Here is a 13,664-nt window from a genome sequence, read left to right as displayed (position 1 = left end):
TTTTGAATTGGATACTGATTCAAAAGGAAGAGTTACGTATAGATGAATCAGTATCCCTAACAGACGAACGTCATAACCATATCAGAACCATCTTAAAAAAAAGACCTGACGATGAGGTGCAGGTTGTGATTCAGAATGAAGGGAATTTTGTGTTTCGAGTCCTTCAAATCAAGGAAACCGAATCAATCCTTATCAAAAAAGAATCCGTTTCGCTAATGTTCAACCCTTTACCTATCCACTGTTTTTTTTCGTTACCTAGACCACAGACAGCAAAAAAGATCCTTCACCTAGCAGGCGCATACGGAATTAACTCACTTAGTTTTTTTGCGACGGAAACAAAAAACAAAGAATATTGGACTTCACCAATTTACACAAAGGATTGGAATCAGTGGATTTATACAGGAATGAGCCAAACTGGAAATGCACATTTTCCAATGGTTCAGTTTGGGCAGAAAAAAAATTGGAAAGAGTTTCTTGCGACTTGGGATGGGAACGTTTTTGTGATGGATCGAATCGGGAAATTTGATATCAAAACCGACAATGAACCTTTGGATCATTTGCAAAACACACTTTTTGTTTTTGGTCCAGAATCAGGTTGGAATGAAGACGATATGAAATATTTTAACCAGTTACAATACAAAACAATGACATTAGGGAATATCAATCTACGAACAGAGTTTGCTTTCTCTTCTCTATTGTATTTTTTGTTTAGAAACTAATTCCACCTGATACAAGAAAACGAATTTCATCGATACTAAGGAAAGTTTTCTCACTCGAGTCTAGATAATACTTACGATAATTTTGAAGCCTTAGGACAATTGGTCCAAATGCTTTAGAAATTTCAGCAGCAGCTTGAGTATTATTATCCATTTCAAAAGCTTTTCCTTGCGAATCAAACCCCTTCTTTGTATAGTAAAAAGACATGAGAAAGGAAGAACCTAGCGGAATATAGGCTGCAGCAAACACACGTTTGTTTCCTTTGATTCCATAATCTTCCACAGCAAATTCAAATCCAAGATGATAAAAATTCACATAAATTGTATGATAATAACCAGTCACCTTTGCATTGGATTGGTTTTCTAAATAATCATATTTAGGACGGATAGGAGCAGAAACTGGAAATTTTTGAAATCGTTCCACTTCATAAAAACTATCAAAATACATGGGAGCATAATTGGCAGTCATTTGGCGAAACTCAGGTTTCAAAATGACATTTAGATCCTTTGTCCCCAATCGAAAGATAGAACCATAGTGGGCACCTTGTGCACCATCCAATCCTTTGATTTTATTAAAATCTACATAAGGTGTAAATTCAACGAATGGAAGATTTAAAAGTCTATATTCAATATCCATTCCTTCGATGGAAGCTCTCGTAACTTCAGTAGTTTTTGGGTTGTCTAATTTTTTCTCAGTTACAGGAGAACCATTTGTGTTGTAAGCCATTTGAACAGGTGCTTGCCTATCCCAAGCTTGTGTATAACCGATAGTCAAACGATTGTACCAAGGGTCATTGTCGACAAGTTCCATACGAGAATCTTTACTAACAGGACGGATTTCTTTTTTGCGAAGTTCTTCTGCTTTTTTCTTTTGAATTTCTTCAGCACCAGCTTCTTCTTCTACACTGAGTCGTCCCGATTCATCGAGAACGTTTCCTCTTAAGTCCATTAAGTAAACAAGATCTGCTGATTTATCAAATAAAGAGTATAATGATCTTCCAATCGCAAGTGGTTTGATATAAACCCTTGCGGCATTCACTTCAAAGTTTACAACGGAATTGGCAAAGTATTGTACTCCACCATAATCGGTATTCAAATCGGCCATTACACCAGGGTTATAGGAATCAAAACGAGAAGAACTTTGGTATTTGTTAACAATCGTTCCATGCCCAATGTAACCATCTACCATCTTACCAGTATAAGCTGAATAAGTTACCTTTCCTGGAACTTGTTGGTTATACGTTCCATACGAAATATAATTGAGAACTCTTGCATAATCGTTACGACTATTGTAATCCATTTCACGGATTTTACCAGCTTTACTCTCTAATTGAAGAGGTTCTTTATCAACTGCGAGAACATTGATGGGAAGTGAAAAAGAATAACCAAATTGGCTACCATGATTAAAAGTAAAATTGGGGGAAATGTATCCGTAATAATCTTTCTGGAAACTGGATCCACCAGCATCAAATTGGACAGCAGAGGCTCGTCTTCCCTCTGTACCGGTCGGAACCCACACTTGGGCGATGAGGGTTTGTGTTACAAGAATTTGTGTAACGAGTCCCAAACAGAGATAACGACAAAACTTACCCACGATACGTTCATTATCGTATGATCTTCCATCGAAAATAAGAAATAATCTCTTACCGGTGTATCCAATAAAACAGAAATAAATTCTATTTTATTGGAGATTTTGTTGACAAATGAGAATGCATGAGAAAACTAGGCGATACCATCGGGGGAATCTATGCCACGCCAATACAAACCAGAAACCATTGCACTCCACGGAGGCCAAGAGCCGGACCCAACCACTACGTCCCGTGCCGTGCCTTTATACCAAACAACATCCTATGTTTTCAAAGACACAGACCATGCAGCGAGATTATTCGGTCTGCAAGAGTTTGGAAATATTTACACACGACTTATGAATCCAACAACGGATGTGTTGGAAAAACGTGTTGCTGCTTTGGAAGGTGGTGTTGCTGCTCTTGCAACAGCTTCTGGTCAAAGTGCTGAGATGTTAGCGCTTCTTAATATTGTGGAAGCTGGCCAAGAAATTGTCGCCTCTTCTTCGTTATATGGCGGAACCTATAACTTACTCCATTATACATTTCCAAAATTGGGAATCAAAGTTCATTTTGTTGATCCTTCCAATCCTGAAAATTTCAAAAAAGCATCCAATGACAAAACACGTGCTTTTTATGCGGAAACTTTAGGGAATCCAAAATTAGATACACTTGATATTGCTGCTGTTAGTAAAGTCGCAAAAGAAGTGGGAGTTCCACTTGTCATCGATAACACAATGCCTTCTCCCTATCTTGTAAACCCGTTGAAACATGGGGCAGATATTGTGGTTCATTCCCTAACAAAATTCTTAGGAGGCCATGGAACATCGATTGGTGGTATCATCATTGATGGTGGAAGTTTTAATTGGGGGAATGGGAAATTTAAAAATTTCACAGAGCCAGATCCATCTTACCATGGTTTGAAATTCTGGGAAGTCTTTGGAAAATTTGAACCATTCGGTGGTGTCAATATTGCATTTATTTTAAAAGCTCGTGTGCAAGGTTTACGTGACTTAGGGCCTGCCATTTCTCCTTTCAATGCTTGGCAAATTTTACAAGGTGTGGAAACTCTTCCACTTCGAATGGAACGCCATTCCCAAAATGCGCTCAAAGTAGCTGAATTTTTACAAAAACATCCAAAAGTGGAATGGGTGAATTATCCAGGCCTTCCTTCTGACAAAAACTATGCGACTGCGAAAAAGTACCATGAACGTGGACTATTTGGAGCAATTGTAGGTTTTGAAATCAAAGGTGGTGTGGAAAAAGCTAAAAAGTTCATTGATGGACTCGAACTCTTTAGTTTACTCGCTAACATTGGTGATGCGAAATCATTAGCAATTCACCCAGCGTCAACAACACACCAACAGTTAACCAGTGAAGAACAAATCTCTGCCGGTGTGACACCAGGGTTTGTCCGACTCAGTGTTGGTTTAGAAAACTTGGATGACATTCTAGTAGACTTAGAAGAGGCATTAAAAAATATCTGATAATACTATGCCTACCTCCGAAACAAATGAATTTTTTCACGGATCAGTAGGTGTTGTACAGACAAATATTGTCACGTTTGAATCGTTAACTCTTGAGGGGGGTGAAACCATCACTCCTCTTGAGATCGCTTATGAAACTTACGGTACTCTCAACGATAAAAAAGACAATGCCATCTTAGTATGCCATGCTCTTTCTGGCGATGCACACGCTGCTGGTTTCCATGAGGGTGACAAACGACCTGGATGGTGGGATTATTACATCGGACCTGGCAAAGCGTTTGATACCAATCGTTATTTTATTATCTCTTCTAATGTCATAGGTGGTTGTAAGGGATCCAGTGGGCCATTGAGTTTCAATGGCAAAACAGGCAAACCATTTCAATCCACCTTTCCTTTTGTTTCTATAGGTGATATGGTCAATGCACAGGAAAAATTAATCCGCCATTTTGGAATCCATAAATTATTCGCAGTTGCGGGTGGATCAATGGGAGGAATGCAAGCCCTACAATGGTCAGTCGCTTATCCCGATCGTTTAAAAAACTGTATCGTCATGGCATCTTCTTCCGAACACTCTGCCCAACAAATTGCTTTTAATGAAGTGGGAAGGCAAGCAATCTTATCCGACCCCAATTGGAACCAAGGTTTGTATACCCAAGAAAAACGGCCATCAAAGGGACTCGCTCTAGCTCGTATGATGGGTCATATCACTTATCTGAGTGATGAAATGATGCGCGAAAAATTTGGTCGTAAACCTCCGAAAGGAAACATCCAATCTACCGATTTTGCAGTGGGTAGTTATTTGATCTACCAAGGGGAATCCTTTGTTGATCGATTTGATGCTAATTCTTATATTTATGTTACAAAAGCATTGGACCACTTTAGTTTGGGTACAGGGAAAGAACTCACAAAGGTATTATCGAAGGTTAGGTGTCGCTTTTTAGTCATTGCATATACCTCTGATTGGTTATACCCACCTTACCAATCGGAAGAAATCGTTAAGTCATTGGAAGTAAATGCGGTTCCAGTGAGTTTCATTGAACTGAATAATCCCGCAGGACATGATAGTTTTTTATTGCCTAGTGAAGAACAAGATTCTATTTTGAGAGATTTTTTAAGTGCAACAGATGAAGGAGGATTCTTTTGAATATCCATACAAATGAAGCGCTTGGTTTAGATTTAAAGAATAGGCCTGATATATCCTACATTGCAAATCTCATCAAACCTGGTGAAAGGGTTTTAGATTTAGGATGTGGGTATGGTGAACTTATGTTGATCTTAAAAAACAAAGGAGTTCGAGTACAAGGCATTGAAAAAGACGATAAGTGTATCATCCAATGTGTAAAAAAAAGTCTATATGTCCACCATGGAGATATAGACGATGGATTAAAACATCACCTAGACCATAGTTTTGATTTTGTCATCTTAAACCAAACCATACAACAAACGTTAAATCCGGGTGACATCATTAAAGAATGTTTGCGTATTGGTAAACAGGTCATCATTGTGTTTCCTAATTTTTCTCATTGGCAAATCAGAACTTCGATTTTGCTAAGTGGAAAAACACCTGTAACGGATTTAATGCCCTTCCATTGGTATGACACTCCAAACTTACATTATCTTTCAGGAAAGGATTTTGAAGACTTCTGTGAATTCGAACGTATCAAAATCTTACACAAGGCATTTTTCAATCGTACTCGTCAAATTAAGTTATTTCCTAACCTATTTGCAACTCTAGCGCTATTTGTTATACGAGCTTAAAATTAAGTAACTTACATTCGAAACAATTAGGAATTTTGGATTTCTAATGTCTATGAGGAATGGATACAATTTTTGAGGTGTTCGGTTTGACTCGGTAGGTATACGATCCCCGCCCTAGTCGAACTGGGTGGGGTTATCCACCCGCCACCCAATACGACCTATCTATCACAAAACACAAAAAATCAAAACCACAACTTGGTTCTCTCAAATTTTTAAATAAAAAAGTTCATGTTTATGCAAAAAAACCCGGCAATCACTCCGGGTTTCTTAGCTGTACGGCGATCGAAGGATCATTTCATATATCGATCTTTTTGAAAATTCCTTTAGGAAATTCAAACGAAATAGGAAAAATGAATTCATAACTTTCATTTTCCAAAATTCAAAATTATTTTATTTCTCATTTAAATTAAATATTCAAACAGATTTTCATCTTCATTGATAACAGTAAAATTTAATCTGTATTCTTTCATCCGCATTAGTAAACTTTGGAAATCATCTTTTGATTTTAACTCAATACCAATGAGTGCGGATCCTGATTCTTTATTGTTTTTTTGGATAAATTCAAAACGAACTATATCGTCATTTGGTCCTAAGATTTCATTTACGAATTGTTTCAGGGCTCCTGGTTTTTGTGCAAATCGAACAATAAAATACTGCTTCAGTCCCTCAAAGAGTAAGGACCTTTCTTTGATTTCTTGCATCCGATCTATATCATTGTTTCCACCACTTAAGATGCAAACGATTGTTTTCCCGCGAATGACTTCTTTGTATTCATCTAAGGCAGCGATACTGAGAGCACCAGCAGGTTCACTCACAATGGCATCTAAATTATAAAGATTTAAAATTGTCGTACATACTTTTCCTTCCGGAATTAAGACCAAATCACTCAAAACAGATTGGCAAATTGGAAACGTAAGTTCCCCCACTTTTTTGACAGCTGCCCCATCGACAAATTTATCAATTTTCTCCAAAGAGATTGGTTTTCCTACTTTCAATGCTTCTTTCATTGATGGTGCACCCTTTGGTTCTGTTCCAATTATCTTTGTGAGTGGTGAATGATTTTTAAAATAAAAACCTACACCAGCACATAATCCTCCTCCGCCGATTGGCAAAAACAAATAATCAATATTTGAAAGCTCAGCTAAAATTTCTTTTCCGACAGTACCTTGACCTTCCATGATTTTAACATGATCAAAAGGCGGGATAAACGACATTTTCCTTTCATTTGCATATCCAATTGCTTCCTTTTGGCATTCATCAAATGTATCACCTATGAGTTTGATCTCAATAAAATCACCACCAAACATACGAACTTGATTTATCTTTTGTTTAGGGGTAACTTCTGGCATATAAATGACTCCAAAAATTTGAAGTAATTTACATGAATACGCTACTCCTTGTGCATGATTGCCAGCACTTGCACATACTACTCCATTTTTTCGTTCCTCCAAAGTTAAACTTTGGATCATATTATAAGCCCCTCTAATTTTATAGGAACGAACAACTTGTAAATCTTCCCGTTTGATATACACCTGGGCACCATACAGCTCCGACAATCGAGAATGAAATTGTAAGGGAGTGTGATTGATGATGGGTTTTAATATCTGATATGCGAAGTCAATCTCTAATTCCATCGGTTATTTTAAGATCTCTAAAATTTCACTTGATGACTTTGATTTTGCAATATCGTATGCTGTAAGTCCTTGGTTGTTTTTTATATTTTTATCCGTTCCTCTTTTTAATAAATACTCAACGATTTCTTTATTTTGATTTGCAGTAGCCCAATGAAGAACAGTATCACCCTGGTTTGTTTTCTCATTCAAATTCCATTTTTTAAGGGAGTCTATGTATTTTACCAAACCCACGTCATTTAAATAAACTGCATAAGTAAGAGCATTAAATCCATTTTTATCTCTAAATTGATAATCCACTTTTTTTTCTATCAAATACTCATAGATCTCCCAATTCGCACGCACATTTAATGCATGTTGGAAAAGATTCAATTCATATGCATTGTTCTCATCAACCAAAATGATGTAGGTGTCATTTTGGATACTACCGCTTGTAAAAAGTTCTCTCAATTTTGGTAAGTCATTTTTGGTAATTGCTATAAAAGCGAGTCTTGGTCCGAATGATTCCTCGCGTGTTACATCATAGATTTCAATCGAAGGTTGTTTGTTCTTCAGTGTATATAAAATACTAAACATAAACGATCCCTTTTTATCGCCGGTGGGAATCTCCAAGGATGCTTTTTTGTTTATTTGAATCGTTGTTTTCGCACTTGCGTTTTCACTCGAATATGAATCCGACCTTCGTGATTCACCTGTTGTTAGGTTAACACTTGCATTAATTCGATGGATCGAACGACCAAAAGAAAATGCTATTACTGCATCATTCGGACTAAGTTTTTCAATACAACCAGCTAAAGTAGTTGATCTATTCATAATAAAAAAATCTGGTTCGACAACAGTAAGCCAAGTTATCTTACAATTTGGATTTGGTTTGACGTTATCGATGACTTGAAATTTTGGAATTGTTTTGCAACTAACGGAAAGTAGAAGTAAAAATAGAGCCCAGTCTTTTTTCATATGATAAAAAATAGGTTATTTTCGATTTTGTCAAATCAAAAAGGAAAGTAAACAGTTGAGTTGGAATCTTAGAATTTGATGAAAGAATTTGGTATCGAATTAAAACAATAAAAAAGAAAATCGAGAAACCGAAGTCCAGGCCCCAACCACCCTGCCCGGAACTTTGGTTTCTCTTATCCTATTACTGGAGCAATCTCATCACTGACTGAGACTTCATGTTTGCTTGCGCAAGCATTGATGTAGCAGCCTGAGTTAAGATTTGGTATCTCGTGAAGCTGGTCATTTGTTCAGCCATGTCAGTATCACGGATACGAGACTCAGAAGCTTGTGTGTTTTCATAAGCATTCATAAGTCCTTTCGCAGCATGCTCCATACGGTTGTAATAAGCACCAAGGTCAGCTCTTTGTTTAGAGATCACTCTTAGGGCATCATCACAAAGTCCGATTACGGAGTTTGCTTTCCCTGCAGTCGAAAGAGAGATGAAAGTAAGAACCGTAGGGTTTCTTAATCCCAATGCCGCAGTGTTCATTGTTTCAATGTACACGCGCTCTCTTTGGTGCATGTTAGCTCCAATATGGAACCACATACTAGCAGTTGGGTTGAGTCGAGCAAAAGCTCCTGTAAGCAGTTTCATTTTGTTGAATTCTGCTTGAGAAGCAATACGATCGATCTCGTCCACTAGCTGTGAAACCTCGACTTGGATCTGTTGTCTATCTTCTTCCGAGTAGATACCGTTCGCAGCTTGCACCGCGAGTACACGAACACGTTGAACGATTTCGTGTGTTTCTTGAAGATATCCTTCCGCCGTTTGAATGAGGGACATACCATCTTCAGTATTCTGTTCTGCACGTCGAAGACCAGCAATCTGAGTTCTCATTTTCTCAGACACTGCAAGTCCAGATGCGTCATCTCCGGCTTTGTTAATACGCATACCAGAAGACAACTTTTCGATATCTTTGCTCAGGTTCGCGTCGTTAGACTTCAAAGTTCTGTGTGCAAAGATCGCACTTACGTTGTGGTTGATAATCATCCGGGTTCCTCCTTGAATCCGTTCTCTCACCGCTCAAAGTTTTCACCTTGAACCCAAGAAATTGATGAATTTTCGAAATGGCCATCCTTGGCCTTTTCAAGATAAGGATCGGTCATTCTGGGAGGGAGGATAATAGGGAAAATGAAATAAAATTTGAATAAAAACAGAACTTCCCCTTTTCTAAAATATGTCCTAGGAATTCTATGGAAATGGACTTGAGTGAAAAGGTAGGTTTTTCGTGTTAGAAACGGTTTATTTAGCAAACCCACGAGGTTTTTGTGCAGGTGTCAAATATGCAATTTCTTATGTGGAACAAGCTTTTGAAGAAAATTCAGGTGAACCTCTTTATGTAAGAAAGGAAATCGTCCACAACCAACGAGTCGTGGAAGAAATGAAAAAAAAAGGAATCCAATTCATAAGTGAACTTAGCGAAGTTCCCGATGGGGCAACGGTGGTATTCTCTGCACATGGAGTTTCCCCCGAAGTGGTTAAAGAAGCCACCGATCGGAAAATGAAAATTGGAGATGCCACCTGCCCACTTGTCACAAGGGTTCATAAAAAAGCACGAAACATCAAAGACAGCCACCAAATCATCTATATTGGACACAGGGGCCACGACGAGGCAATTGGAACCATGGGAGAGGCAAAGATGTTCCTTGTGGAGTCACCAGAAGATGTGGAAAGTTTAAAAGGAAAAATCTCTTTAGACAAACCACTTACCTATTTGATGCAAACCACCCTTTCCGTAGCAGATACAAAAAGTATTGTCAAAAAAATTGAAGATGTTTTCCCCTTTGTGGAACACCCTCAAAAAGATGATATTTGTTATGCGACAACGGAAAGACAAGATGCCGTACAAAAAATGTTAGAATCTGTAGATGCCATGTTAGTCATCGGTGCGGAAAACTCATCGAACTCTGTTCGACTTTGCCAATTGGCAAAAAAAACTCGTCCTGCAAGTTTTCAAATTTCGAAAAAAGAAGATGTTAATCCAAATTACATCATAAACCAAGGAATCAAAACTTTAGGGATTACTGCTGGTGCATCAAGCCCACAAGTATTGGTCGATGAAATCGTAGCAGAAATTCTAAAACATTTTCCCGATGCTAAAGTATCCCTTTATCCAGAGAGCCGTGAAGATACAATGAGTTTCAAACTGCCCAAGGAACTCTTAAAACAATTTTAAATATGATCCAAGATCCCTTGTCATTATTTAAGGCCTCTTTGGAGGGAAATGACTGGGGAACTGCCATTTTACAGATCAATTTAAAAGAAAAAGTCTATGATGTTTTATTAAAAAACTCTATCTTCTCACGATTAGAGAAAGAATTCGACTTACCCAATTTTTTAAAAAACAAGATTTCTCATAAAGATTTTAATACAGAAATCATTTATAAAACAGATGGAAAAGTTTTAGAAACATCGTTTGGGCATTTTGATTATCCCACAAACTCAAAAGAAATACAATTTACAAAGTTTTTTATACGAGACATTACAATCAAACAAAAACAAGAAGAGGAAATTGCTTGGAGGCTTCGGTTTGAATTGGGAGTTGCTTCATCCATACAAATCCTCATCCAAAAACCTTCCATCCGTGAAAGTTTACCCCAAGCACTTTACCAACTTTTATATTTTACAGAAATGGATTCGATCTTCTTTTTAAAAAATATCGGGAACGATGAATCAGATCGATTTGAAATTTGGGTGAATGAAAGAAAATCAACCGAACACCCGTTACTTCCAAAAAAATTCGAAACACTAGATTGGAAAAAAGAAGGGATCAACAGATGGCTCCACAAATTAAAAAATGGAAAAATTCTTTACCTAAAAAAAGAAAAAGCATTACCAAAAGAACATTGGTATTTTGAAGAATCAAAGGTAGAGTCGATTTTGTTCATTCCTGTCAAATTCGAAAATAAATTCCTCGGAATTATGGGATTCCAAAAATATGTTCCCAATTTTGTGATCCAACATGAAAATTTACTCATTTACCAAACTCTTAGCCGTTGGATGGGATTGTTTGTCCAAAGGGATTCTGATTTAACGGAACTTAACCGTTATAAATCTACATTAGAATCTTTAATCTTAGAAAGAACTTTGGATTTATCGAGAACCAAAGAAGAATTAGAACGTGCCTACAAAGCCAAAACAGAATTTTTAGCCCATGTCAGCCATGAACTTCGTACCCCGCTCAATTCGATCATTGGATTTTCGAAACTGATCCAGTTACCCGAAGATGATGTTACTGGCAAAGAGTATCTTCAGTACATTTACTCAGGTGGAACGAGACTTCTTAAGATGATCAATGAAATTCTCGGTTTGATGAAAATTGAATCAGGTCAAATCAACATTTTGTACTCGGAATTCAAACCGGAAGAAATCTGCAGACAAAGTTTAGAATTAATCCAACCACAAGCAAATGCCAAAGGGATGGAAATCCGTTTTTTCCCACCCATCCAATCGAAGCTGATTCGATCCGATAGTGGGAAAATCCAACAAATCCTCTTAAATTTACTTTCGAATGCGATTAAGTATGGAGATCATTCTTATGTCGAATTCCATTGTGAATGGTCCGATTTTGGAGTGAATTTTTCTATTCGCGATTTTGGACCAGGCATTTCACAAGAAGACCAAAAACGGATCTTTCATAGTTTCACAAGACTAAACGATGATGGAAAAATCGAAGGAACAGGTCTTGGTCTTTCCATTTCACAAGGACTCGCAGAAAAATTGGGCGGGAATATTACCCTTTTATCCAACCTCGGAGAAGGTTCCACTTTTATACTCAATATACCCGAAAATATTAAATAAAGGTATTGAACGAATTAGGAAACTCGAATAGAATTTCCGATATTCTATATGGTGGAACCAATCGATACGACATATTTTTCTGTTTCCAAAACAGAACACCAACGTAGGCCCAAAGAACCTATCCTCATCATTGAAGATAAAAAAGAAAATCAGGTTCTCTTAGAAGGAATCTGTAAACGGGTAGGCATTTCATACGAAGTTGCTGAAAACGGGAAAATTGCCTTAGAAATGGCAAAATATAAGTCGTATAGCCTCTATTTGGTGGACTTGATGATGCCCGTGATGGATGGGAAAACATTCATCGCCGAACAACGGAAAATTGATCCTAGATCGGTTTTTATGGTGCAAACCGCCATCGACCAAACAGAGGAAATCATCGAAATTATGAAAATGGGAGTTTATGATTACCTAATCAAACCTCTCCACGTAGAAATTGTTGCCGATCGTCTGGAAAAAGCATTAGAATACGTCTACTTAAAACGGATGGAAGCAGTTCTGATTGATGAAGAATCCAAAGAATTAAAAAGCCAATTAGAATGGCTCAATTATAAAGAGTCTCATCGCAAAACCAATGAAGTGAATTCGGAACTCAATTCAATTTTGAATTTAAAAACCACGCTCATGCAAGGTTCTGGCCTTGGTGCTATGACTACTATTATTGATTCAATCGAAAACATGAAAACGGTTGAGAATGGAAATTATATCATTCCAAAGGATTTTTGGGATTTACTTTCTGAAAACCAAGAACATAACAAAACAATGTTAAAAGGCTTGGATATGGCTGTTGAAACGATCCAATCCCATATACAATTGTCTAAAATTACAAGTGACGAGTTGTTACAGATCTTACCTGAGATTGTAAAAGAGTTTCAAAAGGAAACCGAATCCAAAGAAATCAAAATCAACCTTCCTGTTGTCAAACAATCAGTAAAAATAGAAGTCAATTTGGATGCAATGCGAACGATTATCCATGAAATTTTTACGAATGGATTGAAGTATTCCAAACCCAAGTCCAATTTTGATATATTTGTAACTTTCGTTGATGGTTATTTTTGTTTATCAGCTAAAAACAATTTAATCGAAGATGATTACGCAAAACAACTTACAGTCTCAGAAAAAAAATTGGTAGAACCATTTTACAGAATCCATCCACCCGTTGAATCATTCCACCACAAAGAAAAATTTAGCCTGGGTCTAGGACTGACTATGGTTGATTTTTTATTACATAAACACAATGGAATGTTTTTTATACGAAATGCAATTGATCACACGACTGAAACAAAAGCTTCTTGTGTGATTGCAGAAATTTTTCTCCCGATCCAATCTTAAAAGGAAAACAAAATGAATAGAAAAATCTTAATTATTGATGACTCAGCAGTGTTTCGAAAGATCATCTCCGTCCACTTAAAAAATGCCAATTACGATCTCATTGAAGCTGGGGATGGATTAGAAGGCCTAAAACAATTAGAGTCAAATCCTGTCGATTTAATTGTATCTGATATGAATATGCCAAACATGGATGGGATTTCTTTTATCAAAAAAGTAAAAGAAAATGCAAAGTTTAAATTCACTCCTATCATCATGTTAACAACTGAATCACAACCTGAAAAAAAACAACAAGGTATCGATGCTGGTGCAAAAGCTTGGTTAACCAAACCTTTTTCCCCTGAAGAATTGTTAGATACCATTACAAAATTATTACCATAACT

General features: G+C 37.1%; 12 protein-coding genes. 8 read left to right on the top strand and 4 right to left on the bottom strand.

Annotated features, from left to right (window positions below):
• Window positions 1-2: 2 nt before the first annotated feature.
• Window positions 3-719: an RsmE family RNA methyltransferase gene (locus tag DI076_RS05685; protein WP_108959011.1), complete on the top strand. Its 717-nt coding sequence runs from the start codon at window positions 3-5 to the stop codon at window positions 717-719.
• Here the strand turns inward: DI076_RS05685 and DI076_RS05680 are convergent.
• Complete coding sequence (locus DI076_RS05680) at window positions 709-2,283, bottom strand: hypothetical protein (RefSeq protein ID WP_369689759.1); 1,575 nt, start codon at window positions 2,281-2,283, stop codon at window positions 709-711. The two genes, DI076_RS05685 and DI076_RS05680, sit on opposite strands and share 11 nt — an antisense overlap.
• Window positions 2,284-2,463: 180 nt before the next feature.
• Here DI076_RS05680 and DI076_RS05675 point away from each other — a divergent pair, with 180 nt between their 5' ends.
• From DI076_RS05675 to metW, 3 genes are read left to right on the top strand one after another with little or no spacing between them, the layout of a single operon-like run.
• Complete coding sequence (locus DI076_RS05675) at window positions 2,464-3,768, top strand: O-acetylhomoserine aminocarboxypropyltransferase/cysteine synthase family protein (protein ID WP_108959009.1); 1,305 nt, start codon at window positions 2,464-2,466, stop codon at window positions 3,766-3,768.
• Between the two features lie 7 nt (window positions 3,769-3,775).
• A complete protein-coding gene (metX, locus tag DI076_RS05670) occupies window positions 3,776-4,912 on the top strand; it encodes a homoserine O-acetyltransferase MetX (RefSeq protein WP_108959008.1) in 1,137 nt (378 codons plus the stop codon).
• A complete protein-coding gene (gene metW, locus DI076_RS05665) occupies window positions 4,909-5,526 on the top strand; it encodes a methionine biosynthesis protein MetW (RefSeq protein ID WP_100726691.1) in 618 nt (205 codons plus the stop codon). The genes metX and metW overlap by 4 nt, the downstream gene beginning before the upstream one ends.
• Before the next feature lie 401 nt (window positions 5,527-5,927).
• Here the strand turns inward: metW and ilvA are convergent, their stop codons facing one another.
• The 3 genes from ilvA to DI076_RS05650 form a co-directional block, all read right to left on the bottom strand.
• Window positions 5,928-7,160 (bottom strand): threonine ammonia-lyase IlvA, encoded by a 1,233-nt coding sequence (gene ilvA, locus DI076_RS05660; RefSeq protein ID WP_108959007.1) that lies wholly within the window; start codon window positions 7,158-7,160, stop codon window positions 5,928-5,930.
• Window positions 7,161-7,163: 3 nt separating this feature from the next.
• Window positions 7,164-8,114 (bottom strand): ankyrin repeat domain-containing protein, encoded by a 951-nt coding sequence (locus tag DI076_RS05655; RefSeq protein WP_108959006.1) that lies wholly within the window; start codon window positions 8,112-8,114, stop codon window positions 7,164-7,166.
• 181 nt (window positions 8,115-8,295) lie between these two features.
• Window positions 8,296-9,144, bottom strand: coding sequence for a flagellin N-terminal helical domain-containing protein (locus DI076_RS05650; RefSeq protein ID WP_002974229.1), 849 nt, complete (start codon window positions 9,142-9,144; stop codon window positions 8,296-8,298).
• Window positions 9,145-9,382: 238 nt separating this feature from the next.
• Between DI076_RS05650 and ispH the strand changes: the two genes are divergently transcribed.
• Genes ispH through DI076_RS05625 form a run of 4 tightly spaced genes read left to right on the top strand, consistent with a single transcriptional unit; the run spans window position 9,383 to window position 13,662 of the window.
• Window positions 9,383-10,330, top strand: a complete 948-nt coding sequence (gene ispH / locus DI076_RS05640) for a 4-hydroxy-3-methylbut-2-enyl diphosphate reductase (RefSeq protein WP_108959004.1) — start codon at window positions 9,383-9,385, stop codon at window positions 10,328-10,330.
• A gap of 2 nt (window positions 10,331-10,332) precedes the next feature.
• Window positions 10,333-11,955 carry a sensor histidine kinase gene (locus tag DI076_RS05635; protein ID WP_108959003.1) on the top strand — a complete coding sequence of 541 codons (1,623 nt, stop codon included), beginning with the start codon at window positions 10,333-10,335 and terminating at the stop codon, window positions 11,953-11,955.
• Window positions 11,956-12,003: 48 nt separating this feature from the next.
• Entirely contained in the window at window positions 12,004-13,284 is a 1,281-nt protein-coding gene (locus DI076_RS05630) for an ATP-binding response regulator (RefSeq protein ID WP_108959002.1), read from the top strand.
• Window positions 13,285-13,296: 12 nt separating this feature from the next.
• Window positions 13,297-13,662 (top strand): response regulator, encoded by a 366-nt coding sequence (locus DI076_RS05625; protein WP_108959001.1) that lies wholly within the window; start codon window positions 13,297-13,299, stop codon window positions 13,660-13,662.
• The last annotated feature ends 2 nt before the right edge of the window (window positions 13,663-13,664 follow it).

The organism is Leptospira ellinghausenii, from assembly GCF_003114815.1.
In the GTDB taxonomy this organism is placed as follows: Bacteria; Spirochaetota; Leptospiria; order Leptospirales; family Leptospiraceae; genus Leptospira_A; species Leptospira_A ellinghausenii.
Note: the sequence above shows the minus strand (reverse complement) of the source record. Positions and strands in the feature narration are given on the sequence as shown.

Excerpts from the sequence above, each read along its gene's own strand:
- DI076_RS05675 (WP_108959009.1), top strand. The coding sequence starts at position 2,464 with ATGCCACGCCAATACAAACCAGAAACCATTGCACTCCACGGAGGCCAA.
- metX (WP_108959008.1), top strand. The coding sequence starts at position 3,776 with ATGCCTACCTCCGAAACAAATGAATTTTTTCACGGATCAGTAGGTGTT.
- ilvA (WP_108959007.1), bottom strand. The coding sequence starts at position 7,160 with ATGGAATTAGAGATTGACTTCGCATATCAGATATTAAAACCCATCATC.
- DI076_RS05655 (WP_108959006.1), bottom strand. The coding sequence starts at position 8,114 with ATGAAAAAAGACTGGGCTCTATTTTTACTTCTACTTTCCGTTAGTTGC.
- DI076_RS05650 (WP_002974229.1), bottom strand. The coding sequence starts at position 9,144 with ATGATTATCAACCACAACGTAAGTGCGATCTTTGCACACAGAACTTTG.
- DI076_RS05635 (WP_108959003.1), top strand. The coding sequence starts at position 10,333 with ATGATCCAAGATCCCTTGTCATTATTTAAGGCCTCTTTGGAGGGAAAT.
- DI076_RS05630 (WP_108959002.1), top strand. The coding sequence starts at position 12,004 with ATGGTGGAACCAATCGATACGACATATTTTTCTGTTTCCAAAACAGAA.
- DI076_RS05625 (WP_108959001.1), top strand. The coding sequence starts at position 13,297 with ATGAATAGAAAAATCTTAATTATTGATGACTCAGCAGTGTTTCGAAAG.